General features: G+C 60.6%; 15 protein-coding genes and 1 tRNA gene. 10 read left to right on the top strand and 6 right to left on the bottom strand.

Features of this window, described 5'->3' with window-relative positions; all coding sequences use genetic code 11:
- Positions 1-405: 405 nt before the first annotated feature.
- The gene (gene cysC / locus J5274_RS13005; protein WP_374113722.1) at positions 406-2,307 is read left to right on the top strand and encodes an adenylyl-sulfate kinase; all 1,902 of its coding nucleotides are present in this window, start codon (positions 406-408) and stop codon (positions 2,305-2,307) included.
- Positions 2,308-2,436: 129 nt separating this feature from the next.
- A complete protein-coding gene (locus J5274_RS13000) occupies positions 2,437-2,877 on the top strand; it encodes a tetratricopeptide repeat protein (protein ID WP_142822741.1) in 441 nt (146 codons plus the stop codon).
- A gap of 343 nt (positions 2,878-3,220) precedes the next feature.
- Here J5274_RS13000 and J5274_RS12995 read toward each other — a convergent pair whose 3' ends face one another.
- Positions 3,221-3,952 carry an SDR family oxidoreductase gene (locus J5274_RS12995; RefSeq protein ID WP_142822740.1) on the bottom strand — a complete coding sequence of 244 codons (732 nt, stop codon included), beginning with the start codon at positions 3,950-3,952 and terminating at the stop codon, positions 3,221-3,223.
- Positions 3,953-4,089: 137 nt separating this feature from the next.
- On the opposite strand from J5274_RS12995, the gene J5274_RS12990 reads away from it, so the two are divergent.
- Positions 4,090-4,662, top strand: a complete 573-nt coding sequence (locus J5274_RS12990; protein ID WP_224127681.1) for a TetR/AcrR family transcriptional regulator — start codon at positions 4,090-4,092, stop codon at positions 4,660-4,662.
- 499 nt (positions 4,663-5,161) lie between these two features.
- Here J5274_RS12990 and J5274_RS12985 read toward each other — a convergent pair whose 3' ends face one another.
- The 3 genes from J5274_RS12985 to J5274_RS12975 form a co-directional block, all read right to left on the bottom strand.
- Positions 5,162-5,692 carry an ester cyclase gene (locus J5274_RS12985; protein WP_202617103.1) on the bottom strand — a complete coding sequence of 177 codons (531 nt, stop codon included), beginning with the start codon at positions 5,690-5,692 and terminating at the stop codon, positions 5,162-5,164.
- A 123-nt stretch (positions 5,693-5,815) separates the two neighbouring features.
- On the bottom strand, positions 5,816-6,526 hold the full coding sequence (locus tag J5274_RS12980; protein WP_142829059.1) for an SDR family oxidoreductase: 711 nt from the start codon (positions 6,524-6,526) through the stop codon (positions 5,816-5,818).
- A 2-nt stretch (positions 6,527-6,528) separates the two neighbouring features.
- Positions 6,529-6,774 carry a hypothetical protein gene (locus tag J5274_RS12975; protein ID WP_142822737.1) on the bottom strand — a complete coding sequence of 82 codons (246 nt, stop codon included), beginning with the start codon at positions 6,772-6,774 and terminating at the stop codon, positions 6,529-6,531.
- Between the two features lie 79 nt (positions 6,775-6,853).
- On the opposite strand from J5274_RS12975, the gene J5274_RS12970 reads away from it, so the two are divergent.
- On the top strand, positions 6,854-7,813 hold the full coding sequence (locus J5274_RS12970) for a LysR family transcriptional regulator (protein ID WP_219274625.1): 960 nt from the start codon (positions 6,854-6,856) through the stop codon (positions 7,811-7,813).
- Positions 7,814-7,926: 113 nt separating this feature from the next.
- A complete protein-coding gene (locus J5274_RS12965) occupies positions 7,927-8,337 on the top strand; it encodes a hypothetical protein (protein ID WP_142822735.1) in 411 nt (136 codons plus the stop codon).
- Between the two features lie 73 nt (positions 8,338-8,410).
- On the opposite strand, the gene J5274_RS12960 is transcribed toward J5274_RS12965, so the two are convergent.
- Together J5274_RS12960 and J5274_RS12955 are read right to left on the bottom strand one after the other, a co-directional pair.
- A tRNA-Ser gene (locus tag J5274_RS12960) sits at positions 8,411-8,500 on the bottom strand.
- 195 nt (positions 8,501-8,695) lie between these two features.
- Entirely contained in the window at positions 8,696-9,034 is a 339-nt protein-coding gene (locus tag J5274_RS12955) for a hypothetical protein (protein ID WP_142822734.1), read from the bottom strand.
- 339 nt (positions 9,035-9,373) lie between these two features.
- Here J5274_RS12955 and J5274_RS12950 point away from each other — a divergent pair, with 339 nt between their 5' ends.
- The 5 genes from J5274_RS12950 to metG all read left to right on the top strand — a co-directional run bounded on the left by J5274_RS12950 (position 9,374) and on the right by metG (position 15,272).
- Positions 9,374-10,498, top strand: coding sequence for a septal ring lytic transglycosylase RlpA family protein (locus J5274_RS12950; protein ID WP_142822733.1), 1,125 nt, complete (start codon positions 9,374-9,376; stop codon positions 10,496-10,498).
- 68 nt (positions 10,499-10,566) lie between these two features.
- Positions 10,567-11,748 (top strand): D-alanyl-D-alanine carboxypeptidase family protein, encoded by a 1,182-nt coding sequence (locus J5274_RS12945; protein ID WP_142822732.1) that lies wholly within the window; start codon positions 10,567-10,569, stop codon positions 11,746-11,748.
- Between the two features lie 149 nt (positions 11,749-11,897).
- On the top strand, positions 11,898-12,584 hold the full coding sequence (tmk, locus tag J5274_RS12940; RefSeq protein ID WP_142822731.1) for a dTMP kinase: 687 nt from the start codon (positions 11,898-11,900) through the stop codon (positions 12,582-12,584).
- Positions 12,581-13,600, top strand: coding sequence for a DNA polymerase III subunit delta' (locus J5274_RS12935; RefSeq protein ID WP_219274624.1), 1,020 nt, complete (start codon positions 12,581-12,583; stop codon positions 13,598-13,600). The genes tmk and J5274_RS12935 overlap by 4 nt, the downstream gene beginning before the upstream one ends.
- A gap of 118 nt (positions 13,601-13,718) precedes the next feature.
- Positions 13,719-15,272, top strand: a complete 1,554-nt coding sequence (gene metG, locus J5274_RS12930) for a methionine--tRNA ligase (protein ID WP_142822729.1) — start codon at positions 13,719-13,721, stop codon at positions 15,270-15,272.
- Positions 15,273-15,278: the final 6 nt, after the last annotated feature.

The raw sequence follows: 15,278 nt of genomic DNA, 5'->3' as shown, positions 1-15,278 counted from the left end.
AACATATTTATTGCCGCAATTCAGAAGTGTCAGGCCGCTGCCTGTTATTCTGCCGATTTTCTCACGCTTATTGCAATCCTAAGTGTATTTCGCAGGTGGATCCGGATTGGTATCTAAAGAACTGTCTTTTGGTTTTTTAATTGGCTGCCAACTTGAAATTCCAAAGACTAATGACATTATCTGAAACGGTGACCTACGAATCCTTAGCGAAGCAGATGTCAACTTCACGTTGTCGGTACCTGAGCAGAGCCTGCTCCTTAGAATGTAGGTGTTCAAGCGCGGCAAACTATCAGCTGCCGCCTGCGATAACTGAAGGGAAGCCCCTTCTCTAACTTGATTCGGACGCGCATTTGCGGATGAACACAAAGTCATAAGCGGGTTATTTTGACAGGCATGCGCCCCCATTTGAACAGGTCCCGAGGCAAGCCTGCCGCTGACGAAAAAAGCGCGATCGCTACCGCGCGGACGCAGAAGCCGCAACTGCGGTTTCTGACGTGTGGATCGATCGATGGCGGCAAGTCCACACTAATTGGCCGGCTTCTGGACGATGACAGCGTGATTGCACACGAACCTGCGTCCGAAAGTCAAAGCCGTTTGTACGCATCTTCCAACAATGAAGACACCGATTTTTCGCCGCTCGCCAATGCGCATGAAGCCAAGGGATCCCTGGTGTCTGACAATGATCCCGGTCATCGGTTCTTTTCAACATCGAAGCGAAAATTTATCGCCTCCGATGCACCGGGTCGCGCTCAATTCACGCGCAACATGGCGGCGGGCGCCTCGACTTCCGATCTGGCGGTCGTCGTTGTCGATGCAAGCCAGGGGATACTGTCCCAGACGCGCCGCCATTCGGTCATCGCCTCGCTGCTCGGCATCAACCACGTCATTCTGGCGGTAAACAAATGCGATCTTGTCGCATTTGATGGCAACGTATTCCGACGTATCGAGGAAGAGTATCGCAGGTTTGTTGCTGAACTCGGTTTCGAGACAATCGAGGCGATCCCTGTTTCGGCGCGCCACGGCGACAACGTCGTGCGGCGATCGAACCGGACACCCTGGTATGTGGGTCCGACCTTGCTGGAGCAGCTCGAGACCGTATCGATCGGGGAGGCAACTGCCGACGCGCCATTTCGTTTCCCGGTGCAGTATGTCAGCCGTTCCGATTTCGATTTGCGCGGCTTTGCCGGCACAGTGGCTTCCGGATCGGTAAAGCAGGGCGACGTCGTCGCCATCGCCAAATCCGGCAAATTGACACGGGTGAAGCGCATCCTCACTGACGAGGGAGATCTTACGCGCGCCATCGAAGGCCAGGCGATCACGATCGTGCTCGAGGACGAGGTAGAGGTATCGCGCGGCAATATGCTTGTGTCGCCCTCCGCGCATCCGCATGTCTCTGACCAGTTCGCCGCCAATCTCGTCTGGTTCGATGAGCAGCCGTTGTTACCCGGTCGATCTTATATCCTGCGGACGGAGGTTGAGCAGGTCAACGCCACGGTGACGGATCTGCAATGCCGCATCAACGTAGACAGCTTTGCCCATGAGGCGACAAAGACGCTTGAGCGCAACGCGCTAGGCGTGGCCAATATTTCGGTACAGTCGCGCATCGCGTTCGACACTTTCGCGGTCAATCGCATCACCGGTGCCTTCGTCCTCGTCGACCGGATGACGAATGCCACCGTGGCTGCAGGAACGATCCTCAATCCGTTGCGGCGCGCTGGGAATATCCAGTGGCAGTCTCTCGATATCGACAAGACGCAGCGCGCGGCGGCAAAGTATCAACAGCCGGTCGTCCTGTGGTTCACTGGCCTGTCCGGTGCGGGCAAGTCGGAAATTGCCAATTTGCTCGAAAAAAAGCTGCATTTTGCCGGCTACCATACCTATCTCCTGGATGGCGACAACGTGCGTCATGGGCTCAACCGCGATCTGGGATTTACGGACGAGGACCGGGTCGAGAATATCCGGCGTGTTGCCGAGGTCGCGCGGCTGATGGCCGATGCTGGCCTCATCGTCCTGGTGTCGTTTATTTCTCCATTTCGTGCAGAGCGACAGATGGCGCGGGAGATGTTGCAGCCAGGCGAATTTGTCGAGGTTTTCGTCGATACGCCATTCGAAGAGTGTGCCCGCCGCGATCCAAAAGGTCTCTATGCCAAGGCGCTAAATGGGATGCTCAAGAACTTCACGGGCATCGATTCCCCCTACGAAGCCCCGGAAAAACCCGAGGTCCGCTTGGAGACCGTCGGAAGGTCGCCGGAGGAAACGATGGCCGCGCTGGAGAAAAGGCTTCGTGGGCTTGGGTTTCTGGTCTAACGCGCAATTTCATTCAACAGGATTGAAGACGATGGCCGCGGACGCGACGGTCGGGTACGTATAGAGCAGGGTATCTTTCGTCGCCCGCCACAGAGATATCCGATAAATCGATAGACAAGGCTTTGCAGAATGAGTGTTGAACAGGAAGAACTGGCGGACGACATTCATGAGCGCGTAACGGAGTTGTCCGAGCAGGGCAATGACCTGCTTGATGCCGGCAACGAGACAGGTGCGATCCGGTGCTGGCAGTCGGCCATCCGTTTGCTACCGGAGCCGCACCACAAATGGGATGCGGCGCTTTGGCTCTATGCTTCTATAGGCGACGCCCAAAGGCAGCAAGGCGATATGGAGTCCGCGCTCTCCTCCTTCCAGCGGGCGGCAGCGAGCAGCGATGGCCATGCCAACGGCTTTGTTCAGTTAGGCATAGGCACATGCCTTTACGATCTTGGGCATCAGGAGGAGAGCACCGACCCGCTCTTGCGCGCCTACATGGCCGAGGGCGAGGAGATCTTCGAGGAATCCGATGCGAAGTATCTGAACTACCTGCGCATGCGGAAGCTGGTATCTTGACTGCTTGCCGTGCCGCATTGGCGTCTTCGAAGCGCAAATTGATGACCAAACTGGCCAGAGGACAGCGCTCGGGATAGCTCGACTGGCTGTGAGGGTGTGGGGCAAACCATCTCGACAATGCCTCTGATTGAACATCGGCGAAGTGGCGGCCGCGCCCGATTGTGATGATGTCTAAGCTGTATCCCCCTGCCGCCGCACGGCGAGACTTCCGAGGCCAATTGCCACGGTTCATTAGCAGTTTGGCCATTTTATCCATGTCCTGAAGGGCCGGGCTGGTGAATTGCCGGCCGTCCGCTCTCGTCTCTCTCGTCCGTCATGCGGGCAGGGCGTCCTACGCGAAAGCTTACCAAGGCGTCTCGCCGCTTGCTTCAACGAAGCGGCCGGAGACCGCATCTCCACCTAGCAGCGCGTATTTGACCGGCAGCTTCGCGCCCTCCTGGGGCGTCATGAAGCCGTTGCCCCCGGTCAGGTCGGTCTTCACAAAGCCGGGGCTAACCGAGTTGATGACATGGGGCGTGTCGCGCAGTTCCTCGGCAAGCTGCACAGTCAGCATGTTCAGCGCCGCCTTGGAGGCATTGTAGCCGATCAGCCGGGCTGAATAGTAGGGCGAGGCTGGATCGCCGTTGAGCGCGAGCGAACCTAGCGAGCTGGATAGGTTCACAATACGGGCGGCCGACGACAGGCGCAGTAGCGGCAGCATCGCCTGCGTCACAGCCAACGTGCCGACGAAGTTGGTGTCCATGGTTCGCCGCGCGGCCTCCGCTGAGCCGCTGGTCGGCGGCCCGTCCTCGGCATCGACGATGCCGGCGTTGTTCACGAGGATATCGAGCCGACCATATTCGGCGCGAATAGTTTCGGCCGCCGCAGCGATGCCCGCATGATCGTTGAGGTCGAGGGTAACGGATCGAACCGACAGGCCAGCTTCCAATAGCCCGCTCACGGCCGAGCTGGCGCGATCGGGATCGCGAGCGCCGATGATAACGGTGACACCCGCTTGAGCAAGTTGGCGAGCAATTTCCAGTCCGATGCCTTTGTTCGCGCCGGTGACGAGCGCGATGCGGGAAGTGTCGGCCATGTGTTCAGTCCTTGTGGTGTTCGTTTTGGTGGCACTCCAATGTATAAAAAATCGATTGGTTTGAGGATTCGCTTATGGCTTCGGCGCGGCCGTCCCACCTAAACCCCCGGAAAATGCCGCGTCAGGCACGAGCGACGGTGACGCTGGACGTCATGTTCGAGGCGACCATTCAGGTTTTGGTGAGCGATGGACCGCACCGATTGACGACCACGCGCGTCGCGCAGCGGGCGGGCGTGTCGGTGGGCACGCTGTACCAGTATTTCCCGCACAAGCAGGCGCTGTTCTATGCGCTCAACGAACGCTATCTCGACGCACTGGCGGCCAAAATAGAGGCTGCGTGCCTGGTGCAGCACGGCGCTGCCATCAAGCGGATGGTCGAGGCGCTGGTGACGACCTACTGGCACGCCAAGACGGAGCGGCCGGAGGTGACACGCGCGCTCTATCGCTCCGTTGTGGAGATTGACAACGAGGCGCTGATCGCAGCCTTCGCCACCCGTGTCGATGCCGCGACCGCTGCGATGTTAGGAACCGCTTCCGATGCGACCTTTGCCGAGCTGTCGACCGTCAACCTGACGCTGCTAGCCACCGTTTTCGGCACGGTCCGCAACGTGTTCGAGCGCAACTTGCCTCCAGACGAGGAACGCGCCGTCCAAGGTCAGCTCATGATGATGTGCAACGCCTATTTGGAAGCGGCTCGATCGCCGCCTTAACGCCTTCACCGCCAAGGCAACTTTCCCGACTGCGGACCGGGAGCGAGAAAGCCGCCGCGTTCCTCATACACGCGACCGAGCGCAACTTCGGCTTCCCCCCAAATCTTCGCGGGGAGACAGAGAAACGGGAAAGATCGCGCTGAACAAATGGCCGCTTTCGGCGGCTCGAAATGCTCATTTAAGCGTCCGTCTGGGGGCGCTTGCTGCCGATCCGAGGGTTCTCATAAGCCATGTATGACATCCTCACATATCGCCTCTGTGGCTCTATCGGCGGTGGTCGAGGATCTATCGCGAAGAATGTCGCACCATGGCGTAAAGTCGGCGAAATGGCGGGCCCCGCGCGATGATGAAGAGCACTACGTCTACGCTATAGCCCTCTAATGCCGCATCTGGCCGATGATGATATCATCGCCGTCAGGAATGGACCGCTGCTCGCGCAACTTGATGCACCATTCGAAAGCGCTCCCACACGGTAGGGGCTTTCAGGTTCGCGCAACCATTACTGCGTTACGGTCGCGACGCCCATTTGCGAGAGCAGTGTCAGATTGTCCTCAATGTGCCAGTTGTCCGTAATCCGCCCATCGGTCACCTTGAGCAGATCGGTCGCGATGAAGTCGATCGCCTGTCCTTGGCCCTTCACTGTGCCGAAGGTGCCGGTGAAATGACCTCTGAACTCCATATGAACCGTAACAAACTCATCTGTGACGATCATTTTCTTCACCTCGACGCGGAGATCGGGGACCGCTGAGCGGAATTTTTTCGAGGCGAACGCCGGGCCTTCCGGTCCTTGGGGACGGCCGGGCGGCAGCGTGCGGTCGGTGAAGGTCGACGCAATCGCTGCCTTGAGGGCGGCTTCGTCGCCGGTGTTCCAGAATTGATAGAAGGTTTTCGCTGCCGTCACTGTCGCCTGGTTTTGTTCGTTCGAGACGGTCCTTCCAACGGTGAGATCGTCGATCTTCAGCTCCGCGGCATCGACTGGCACCGAGAGCAGCATTCCGAGGATGGCGGCTGCGACTGGAAATTTGCGCATGACATTTTCTCTTTCAGGGGTTGGCGGCATTGTCGTCCCCGCGACACACGCGTTCGTCGAGGATAGCGGTCGGCGCAGTGGTGAAGCGGTCGTGTTTCCGAGTTGGGGCGAGCACCGCTTGTCTCAGGCGATGGTGGCGCCACCATCGACTGTGACCGTGGTACCGGTGGCGAAGGGATTGGTCGCGACGAACAGGATCGCCTGCGCGATGTCCTCCGGCTGGCCGACGCGACGCACGGGCAGCCGTTCGGCCGTGCGGGCGAACATGGCTGCGCGGTCGGCCTTTTCCATGCCGCCCCAGAGCGGCGTGTCGATCAGGCCGGGCGACACTGTGTTGACCCGGACCGGGGCCCGTTCCAACGCCAGGCCGCGTCCGAGCGCTTCCAAGGCCGCATTGATTGCCCCCTGCAGCACCGAACTCGCACTCGGACGCCGTGAGAGAAATCCCGAGACGAAGGTGATCGAACCGCTATCCGCGATTCTGGCGGCCCGCGCGATGCGATAGCCGCCCCAGAACTTGCTTTCCATGGAGGCCTTGGCGTCGTCGAGCGACAGCCCACCAACGGGACCGCTCCGGGTTGCCGCCGCGGCGATCACCAGGTGGTCGAACGGCTGCGCCTCGCCGAAGAAGACTTCGATGGCGGAGTTGTCGAGAGTGTCGAGCGCGACGGGCTGGGCCGCGATGCGGGTGGCGAGGGCTTCGAGCTTGGGACCGGGCCGGCCAGCGGCGAAGACGGAAGCACCGGTCGCGGCAAAAGCTTCGGCCGTCGCGGCACCAATCCCGCCGGTGGCGCCGACGACGAGGACGCGTTTATCTTTCAGGGAGAGAGTCATGGTCAAATCCTTTCGTTCGGGATCAGGCGGCTGAGCGGGGCAACCCGCTGACGGCCAGCGCCGAGGTCATAAATGGGAGTGATCGCGCGGTGCTCGGCTGCCCATGTCGCGATCTCATCCTTGCGAGCGAACCACACGGCGGGCTTCGATCGGGCATTGCCGGGAGCGGAGATCGCGAACGCGGCGATTGCGGCAAGGCCGCTACCGAGAAGCGTTCGATTGGTGGTGAGAATGGCTACATTCGTCATGAGCCAGATATGGACTATCGTGCCATAGATGATAATGTTATTTATAGACGATTGTTTGTCGACTTTGGATTGATAATTGATGCTCGACGACCTCAACGAGCTAAATACGTTTCGCGCTATCCTGGCGGAGGGCAGCCTGACGGCTGCAGCATTGCGCCTTGGCGTCACGCTGGCCGTGGTCAGCAAGCGGCTCGGGACACTCGAAAGCCGCGTCGGCGTTCGGCTGATACATCGTACCACCCGGTCACTGAGCGCGACAGACGAAGGCGCTCGGCTGCTGGCCGATGTTGTGCGGGCTCTCGAAACCCTGGAGGCGGCGGAAGGCCGATTGGCTGGCGGTCGCAACGAGCCGGTCGGAACCTTGCGCGTCAGTGCGCCGATCGCTTTCGGCCGGCGCTTCGTGGCGCCGGCCCTTGGACGACTTGCCGAGCGCTACCCCGGCCTTACCGTCGCGCTGGAACTCGACGACCGTGTGGTCGATATCGTAGGCGACGGCTTTGATGTCGCGATCCGCATCGGCGCCCTCGCTGACAGTTCGGCCATGATGCGAAAGCTCGCCGACAATCGGCGCATCCTGGTTGCGGCGCCCGCTTATCTCGATCGCGTTGGCCGGCCGCTCACGCCGGGCGATTCAAAGGCGCACGCTTTCCTGCGCTATGGCGCCGCCAGCGAACCCTGGTACCTGCACGGGCCCGATGGCGCCACAGCAAATATTGCGGCCCATGCACGGCTACGCGCCGATGACGGCGATGTCGTGCACGGCTGGGCGCGGGACGGCCTTGGCATCATGTTGAAATCGGAAGTCGATATTGCCGGGGACCTCACCACAGGCCTGCTTGAGCGTGTACTGCCAGGTTGGGATGGTGGCGAAGCGCCGATCGTTGCCCTCTATCCAAGCGCTCGGTATTTGCCACTCAAAACACGCGTCCTGCTCGACGGGCTTGCGGATTACATCGACACCACGATTGATTCGGATCGGCAACAGTCGATCGCCGGCGAAGGCGTTTCATGGCGTGAAAAGGGCGGCGATCTGCGATAAGCCGGTCGCAGACACGGCTGCCTCGGCAAAGTGGCGGGCGACGCCCGATGACGATGGCACTATGTCTACGCTATAGCACTATGATGCCCTTTGGGCAGTCGGGAGGGAGGGTCATGGCGTTCGCGATCAAGGCTGAGGTTGGCGATCCACGGGCTAAAAGTTTCTCGTTCACCGCACAGAAAACGATGTACGGCGGCAAACAGATCGTCAAAGGTGACGTAGTTTTCGTATTCGCGAGCGAGAACGAGGGCGGACGAGGCCTTTGCGCGCGTGGCATCGTGACTTATGCCGAGGCGATTGCAAAGAAGCGCGGCGTCGCCCGGCAAACGCCGCGCGTGAGCCTCACCATTAGATGCACCGCGCTCGTAAAAAGGCCGCTGGGGCGGAGCGAGCTAAAGCCTCTCAATGAATGGAATGATGGCCAGCCGGGAACCGAGCAAAATTTTAAACTCTATCGTCAGGCGACGAACAAGGTAGTCGGTATCTCGGACGAAGCGGCGGCGTTTCTTGACGAGCACTTTTGATTTGCGCGTCGGCGAGATGACATGATGATCCCATTCGCAGCAATCGCAGTTTGTCGCACAATCTGCGGCGAAATGGCGGAAGAGGTGGGATTCGAACCCACGGTACGGTTTCCCGCACGCCGGTTTTCAAGACCGGTTCCTTAAACCGCTCGGACACTCTTCCAAGTATTTGATATTGAAGCGGTTTCTTCTTCAATACCGTCGACCGGGATGATTAGTTGCGGCACAGTTTGCAACTAATTCGGTTTTCGACTTGCGCTTATAGCTTCTTGCAACGCGGCGTCAACCTTTTCGGCGGTGCAAGCATCCTCGCCACATTGATCTAAGCCAACATCGTTGGCTGGTCGAGGCTCGTTCGTCAGTCTTTACGGAGATAGCTCCTGCCACCGGTATCTGTGGTGCAGAAGTGGCCGCCTTTTGGGCCGGTGCAATAGGTTGCGGATCGGCAGGAGCAGTCGCTCGAAGCTGCCGGCGACATTTCTTCCTGTTGGGCACCGGCGATGCCGAGTGCTCCCGTGCCCGTTCCCATGGTGGCTGAGCATGACTTCTTGCTGGCACTCACCGACCCGTCATTGCAGATGAATGTGCTGCCCTCGCAATGGTCGATGCCACCTTTCTTGCCGCTGCAGGGAGAATTGGCGAACGCAGTGGTGGAAACCGCCAGTGAGCCGGCCAGGATGATCGAAAACAGACGCATGTAGCTTCCCCGGGATAAAACCGTACGGCTAGGGGACGAACCTGACCTGGGGGTTGAGATTCGATCCGTAGGGACAGCGCAGTCACGCAACGGGTTGATACTTTTCCCGGCCGTCAGCGTTGGCGCGGGGTTGCCTGGTTCCGTTTACTGCTGGTTAACCATGATCGTTACAATTGTTCCTTTTAGGCCACTGGGACCGGCTAATTTGACATCATGCAAACATGATTAAAGTCCCGTTAGGTGATTGGGGCGTAGGTCGGAATTGGAGTTGGAGACCCGTCGTCTCATCCACCCTCTTCTGTTCCACCTTGTTCAGTATCGCGTATCGGTTTGGCAGACATGACGTTCGAGAATGTTTCGGTATCATACAGGAGAGGCCTGCGTTGGGCGGCTCTCTCGGCCGTGTGTGCAGCCGTTTCCGCCTGCGGCACGACGCATGCTCCGCCTCTGAAGACCAAGCATGGCAAGGAATATTTTTCTGAAGCCGAATATGGCGTCAAGGCCAGCCCGCGCGTCGTCACCAGTGGCAAGATCCCGAGCGGCGGCGGACGCTTCATGGTCGGCAATCCCTATCAGGTGAAGGGTGCGTGGTATTATCCGAAGGAAGACTACAGGTATAACAAGGTCGGTATCGCGTCCTGGTACGGTTCCGCATTTCACGGCCGATTGACGGCCAATGGCGAGGTCTATGACCAGCTGAGCCTGTCTGCAGCCCATCCGACTTTTCCGCTGCCTAGCTATGCGCGGGTTACCAATGTCGAGAACGGTTCGTCGGTCATCGTGCGTGTCAACGATCGTGGGCCGTATCATCCCGGTCGCATCATCGACCTTTCGAACAAGAGCGCCGACCTCCTCGATCTTCGCGACAGCGGGACCGGCGCGGTGCGGGTGCAATATGTCGGTCGTGCGCCGCTCGAGGGTCACGACATGCCTTATCTGATGGCCTCCTACGTGCCGAAAGGCAGCCGCGTGCCTGGCATCAATCCCGGCAGCCAGTTCGGCAGCGGCCTGATGGTCGCATCGAATGGCAAGATGACCGCCGACCAGTTGCCGGACTATGTGCAGACGCCGCTGCGCCAGCCGACCCGCCACCCGACATCGGGCGTGCCGGTGCCCGTGGCTGCTCCCATGGCATCGACTGCCTATGCCGGATCGAGCCCGACATCGCCGGCCTTCAAGCAGCAGCAGCCACAGATGAACTGGGGCGCACCGGAGCCGGCGGCCCAGGGTATCCTCGTGTCGCTGCCGCAGATCGGGCCCGTTCCCTACGAGCGGCCGAATTCCCGCCAGGGTTTTGCCGCGCTGACGCCGGCGTCGTCGCTTGCCGTCGCCTATGGGGAGCCTGACAGGGCGGCGCCTCGGGCGCTGGCGTTCGATGCCGTTATGGTCCGCAACGATGGCCTGACGCAGAAATCGATACTGGCTTCGTATCATCGGCAGATGGCTGCCGCGCAGGTCGATTGAGGGTGGCAATTGCCTTCACCCCGGGCCGCGCGTAATTTGAATGCAGGCAAGCGGGAAGGGGACTATCGATGCTGAAATGCCTTTTCGCTGCAGTCGTGCTGTTTTCCACAAATGCGGTCGCGCAAGCGCCACCGCCCGCCTTCGACACCAAGGCCGGGCAGGCTTTTATGATAGAGGCCTCTACCGGAACCGTTCTGCTGGCCAAGAACGAGGACAAGCCGTTTTCACCGGCGTCGCTGGCCAAGCTGATGACGCTGGACGTGGTTTTCGATGCCCTGACCCGCGGCGAGGTCAGCCTCGACACCACCTATCCCGTATCCGAAAATGCCTGGCGCAGGGGCGGTGCACCGTCGCGGGCGTCTACTATGTTTGCAGCGCTGAAATCTCGCGTACGGATCGGCGACCTCGTTCAGGGCGTGGCGATCCAGCAGGCCAATGACGCCTGCATCGTGCTTGCCGAAGGCATGTCCGTCAGCGAGGCGGAGTTTGCCCGCAGGATGACCCAGCATGCGCGCGAGATCGGCATGCCGAAGGCGCAGTTCGGCAATGCGACAGGACTTCCCGATGCCGACAGCAAGGTTTCCGCCCGCGAACTGGTAACGCTGGCGCGCGACCTGCAGTCAAAGTATCCGGACCTCTACAAATCCTTCGCGCAGCCCGACTTTACCTGGAACAAGATTTTCCAGCGGAACCGCAATCCGTTGCTGCCGCTGACCATGGGCGTCGATGGACTGGGAACCGGCTTTGCGGAGGGCGAGGGGTTTTCGATCGTCTCCTCCGTGACGCGTGACGGTCGGCGTCTATTTCTGGCCATGGGCGGGCTCGGCTCCGACAAGGAGCGCACCGAGGAAGCCAAGCGTGTGCTCGAATGGGGCCTGAGCAATTTCAGGAGCCAGCGTGTCTTCGATGAGGGCGAAGTGATCGGCACGGCCAGCGTCTACGGCGGCGCCAGGGCATCGGTCGGGCTTGTCGCCAAGACAGGCGTGGATGTCTACGTGCCTGTCAACAATCCCGATCGGCTGACGGCCCGCGTCATCTACCGCTGGCCGCTGGCCGCGCCTGTTGCAAGCGGACAGCCGGCGGGGATTTTGAAAGTGTTTTCTGGCACCCGCGTCGTCAGGGAGGTTCCGCTGTTCACCGACGGCGATGTCGCGCAGGGCGGTCTCGGGCGCCGGGCGCTCGATGCTCTCGTCGAGCTATCGGAAACGCTCTTGTTTTCCTGGCTCTGGGAAACGCCGACGCCGGCTTGAGAGAGCTTCGGGCAAATCACCGTACAACATTGCAAACTCTCGGCCAGAAGGTTTCGCCCGGCATCGTCTTGCGTTAAACAGGCGCCAACGGCCGATGGCAGTGCCTATCTGACTGCCGAATTGAATGCGAGATCGCAGGATGCGAGCAATTGTCGAACGGAACCGGTTTGTTCATAAGCTTTGAAGGCGGGGAGGGTGCCGGTAAATCGACGCAAATCCGTTTGCTCGCCGAAGCCCTGACGGCGAGCGGTCGCGATGTGCTGGTCACCCGCGAGCCCGGCGGGCCGCCCGGTGCGGAGGCGGTGCGCCACGTGCTGCTCTCCGGGGCTGCCGAGCCTTTCGGGACGCGCATGGAGGCCATCCTGTTTGCTGCGGCCCGCAACGATCATGTCGAGGAGGTCATCCGCCCGGCTCTGGCGCAAGGGAAAATCGTTCTCTGCGACCGGTTCATGGATTCATCGCGCGTCTACCAGGGCGTAACGGGCAATCTGGAGCCGGATTTCATCGAGGCGCTGCAACGGATCGCCGTCGACGGCGTCGTGCCGGACTGCACCCTGATCCTCGACCTGCCCGCCAGCGTCGGCCTCGAGCGTGCACACAGGCGCGGAGCCGCGACGACGGCCGAGCCGGATCGCTTTGAAAAGGAAGAGATGGAAACCCATGAAAAGCGCCGGGAAGCGTTTCTCGATATTGCTGCCGGCGATCCGCAACGCTGCCATGTCATCGACGCCCTGCATGCACCCGAAGAGATCGCGGCCCGCATCCTTGCCATTGTCAGCCAGCGGCTTGCATCGCATGACGGGCAGGCGGGGCCCAGGCCGGAGACCGCACAATGAGCGACGAACGGCCCGGCGTGCTGGACGGCGCCATTGCTCCGATGGAAAATACCAGGCTTTTCGGCCATGCGGAGGCAGATGCGTTCCTGGCCCAGTCCTATCGTTCCGGCAAGGGCCACCATGCCATCCTGATCGAGGGGCCGGAGGGCATCGGCAAGGCGACGCTGGCCTTCCGCTTTGCCAATCATGTGCTGTCGCATCCCGATCCGCTGATGGCGCCGGGCGAGATCGCCGATCCCGATGCGGCCTCTGTCGTCAGCCATGCCATCGCTTCAGGCGCGTCTCACAACCTTCTCTATCTGGCGCGCCCTGTCGACGAGAAGACCGGCAAGGTGAAATCGGCAATCACCGTCGACGAGGTCAGGAGGGCCGGTAAATTCTTCTCGCAGACGTCGGGCACCGGCAACTGGCGCATCGTTATCATCGACCCCGCCGACGACATGAACCGCAGCGCTGCAAACGCCATCCTGAAAATACTCGAGGAGCCGCCTAAGCGGGCGCTGTTCCTGGTGCTGTCGCACGCGCCCGGCAAGCTTCTGCCGACCATACGCTCGCGATGCCTGCCATTGCGCCTGTCACCGCTTAGTGATGAAGCGCTGGCAGCGGCTTTGTCCAATCTCGACATCGCCGCCGATGCCAACCTTTTGCGCGATGCCAAGGGGAGCGTCAGCGAGGCGCTGAAGCTCATCAACTACAGTGGCTCGGACATTGTCGCGGCCTACCGCCAGGTGGTGGCTTCCGACGGGCCTGCAGCGCGCAAGGCGATGCACAAGCTCGCGGACGTGCTGTCGGGCCGGGAGAGCGAAACGATCTTCGATTTCTTCGTCTCCCAGATCGAGGACGACATCATGGCACGGGCGCGCCAGGCGGCACTCGAAGGCCGGGTGGTGGACGCCGAGCGGATGTCGCGGCTTCATTCTGACGTCACCGAACGGCTGATAGTGTCGCAGGCCTACAATCTCGATCGCAAGCAGACCATATTAACCGTGCTGGGCGATCTCAAACAGCAGCTGTAGTCGCCTCCTGCCGGGTCGATCGACGCTGGCGCCAAACTTCAAGGTTTCGCTGCGGTGCGACTTGCGATAATAGCGACGCAGCTTCTTCAAACATAACAAGACGGGCTCGATGCCGCCGATGAAAGACACTTCCCCATTCTACATCACAACCGCGATCGCCTATCCCAACGGCCGGCCGCATATCGGCCATGCCTATGAGCTGATCGCCACGGATGCGCTGGCCCGCTACCAGCGGCTGGACGGGCGCGAGGTGTTTTTTCTCACCGGCACCGACGAGCACGGCCAGAAGATGCAGCAGACAGCAAAGCTCGAGGGGATTGCCCCGGAGGCGCTGGCATTGCGAAACTCGGACGAGTTCCGTGCGATGGGCAAGCTGCTGAATTCATCGAACGACGACTTCATCCGCACGACGGAAGAGCGTCACCACCAGACTTCGCGCGACATCTGGAACCGGATGGCCGAGAATGGCGACATCTACAAGGATTCCTACGCCGGCTGGTATTCCGTGCGCGACGAGGCCTATTACCAGGAAAACGAAACCGAGAAGCGCGCCGACGGTTTGCGCTACGGGCCGCAGGGAACGGTCGTCGAATGGGTGCAGGAGGAAAGCTATTTCTTCCGCCTGTCGCAGTACCAGGACAAGCTGCTGGCGCTCTACGAAAGCGATCCCGATTTCATAGGCCCCTCCGAGCGCCGCAACGAGGTGATGTCCTTCGTCAAATCGGGGCTGCGCGACCTGTCGATCTCGCGCACCACCTTCGACTGGGGCATCAAGGTGCCGAACGATCCCGCACATGTCATGTATGTCTGGGTCGATGCGCTCACCAACTACCTGACCGCGACAGGCTATCTGGAAGACCCTAACGGCCCGCGCGCAAAATTCTGGCCGGCCGACGTGCATGTGATCGGCAAGGACATCATACGCTTCCACGCCGTCTACTGGCCGGCGTTCCTGATGTCGGCCGGGTTGCCGCTGCCGAAGCGGATCTTTGCCCATGGCTTCGTGCTTGCCAAGGGTGGAGAGAAGATGTCGAAGTCGCTCGGCAATGTGCTCGATCCGTTCGAGCTAATTGCCCATTTCGGCCTCGACCCGATCCGCTATTTCCTGATGCGCGAAATCTCGTTCGGGCAAGACGGCAATTGCAGCGAAGACGCCATCGGCACACGCATCAACGCCGATCTTGCCAACGGCATCGGTAACCTCGCCAGCCGTTCGCTGTCGATGATCGTCAAGAATTGCGACGGAAAAATTCCGGAATTTGGGCCTCTGAGAGATGAGGACAAGGCGATGCTGGCGCAAGTCGATGCCCTGGCCGATATCACCCGCGACGAGATGGGCAAGCAGATGATCCACCGGGCACTGGCGGCCATCATCGCCGTCGTGTCTGAAACCGACCGGTACTTTGCCGGCCAGGAGCCCTGGGCGCTGAAGAAGACCGATTTTGTCCGTATGGGAACAGTCCTTTACGTGACCGCCGAGGTGGTTCGCCAGATTGCGATCCTGCTGCAGCCGTTCGTGCCGGATTCGGCAGTCAAGCTGCTGGACCTCGTAGCAGCGCCTGCGGACAAACGTGATTTTGCGGCGCTGGGCGAGGCGGGTCGTCTCGTGCCGGGCACCCCGCTGGAGGCACCGAAGCCGGTATTCCCGCGCTACGTGGCGCCGGAGGCTTAGGACGAA

The sequence above is a fragment of the Rhizobium sp. L51/94 genome (assembly GCF_019355555.1).
Taxonomy (GTDB): domain Bacteria; phylum Pseudomonadota; class Alphaproteobacteria; order Rhizobiales; family Rhizobiaceae; genus Rhizobium; species Rhizobium rhododendri.
This window is presented reverse-complemented; position numbering and strand designations above follow the sequence as displayed.

Coding starts and splice junctions, on each gene's coding strand:
- J5274_RS13000 (WP_142822741.1), top strand. CDS start 2,437: ATGAGTGTTGAACAGGAAGAACTGGCGGACGACATTCATGAGCGCGTA.
- J5274_RS12995 (WP_142822740.1), bottom strand. CDS start 3,952: ATGGCCGACACTTCCCGCATCGCGCTCGTCACCGGCGCGAACAAAGGC.
- J5274_RS12985 (WP_202617103.1), bottom strand. CDS start 5,692: ATGCGCAAATTTCCAGTCGCAGCCGCCATCCTCGGAATGCTGCTCTCG.
- J5274_RS12980 (WP_142829059.1), bottom strand. CDS start 6,526: ATGACTCTCTCCCTGAAAGATAAACGCGTCCTCGTCGTCGGCGCCACC.
- J5274_RS12975 (WP_142822737.1), bottom strand. CDS start 6,774: ATGACGAATGTAGCCATTCTCACCACCAATCGAACGCTTCTCGGTAGC.
- J5274_RS12970 (WP_219274625.1), top strand. CDS start 6,854: ATGCTCGACGACCTCAACGAGCTAAATACGTTTCGCGCTATCCTGGCG.
- J5274_RS12965 (WP_142822735.1), top strand. CDS start 7,927: ATGGCGTTCGCGATCAAGGCTGAGGTTGGCGATCCACGGGCTAAAAGT.
- J5274_RS12955 (WP_142822734.1), bottom strand. CDS start 9,034: ATGCGTCTGTTTTCGATCATCCTGGCCGGCTCACTGGCGGTTTCCACC.
- J5274_RS12950 (WP_142822733.1), top strand. CDS start 9,374: ATGACGTTCGAGAATGTTTCGGTATCATACAGGAGAGGCCTGCGTTGG.
- J5274_RS12945 (WP_142822732.1), top strand. CDS start 10,567: ATGCTGAAATGCCTTTTCGCTGCAGTCGTGCTGTTTTCCACAAATGCG.
- J5274_RS12935 (WP_219274624.1), top strand. CDS start 12,581: ATGAGCGACGAACGGCCCGGCGTGCTGGACGGCGCCATTGCTCCGATG.
- metG (WP_142822729.1), top strand. CDS start 13,719: ATGAAAGACACTTCCCCATTCTACATCACAACCGCGATCGCCTATCCC.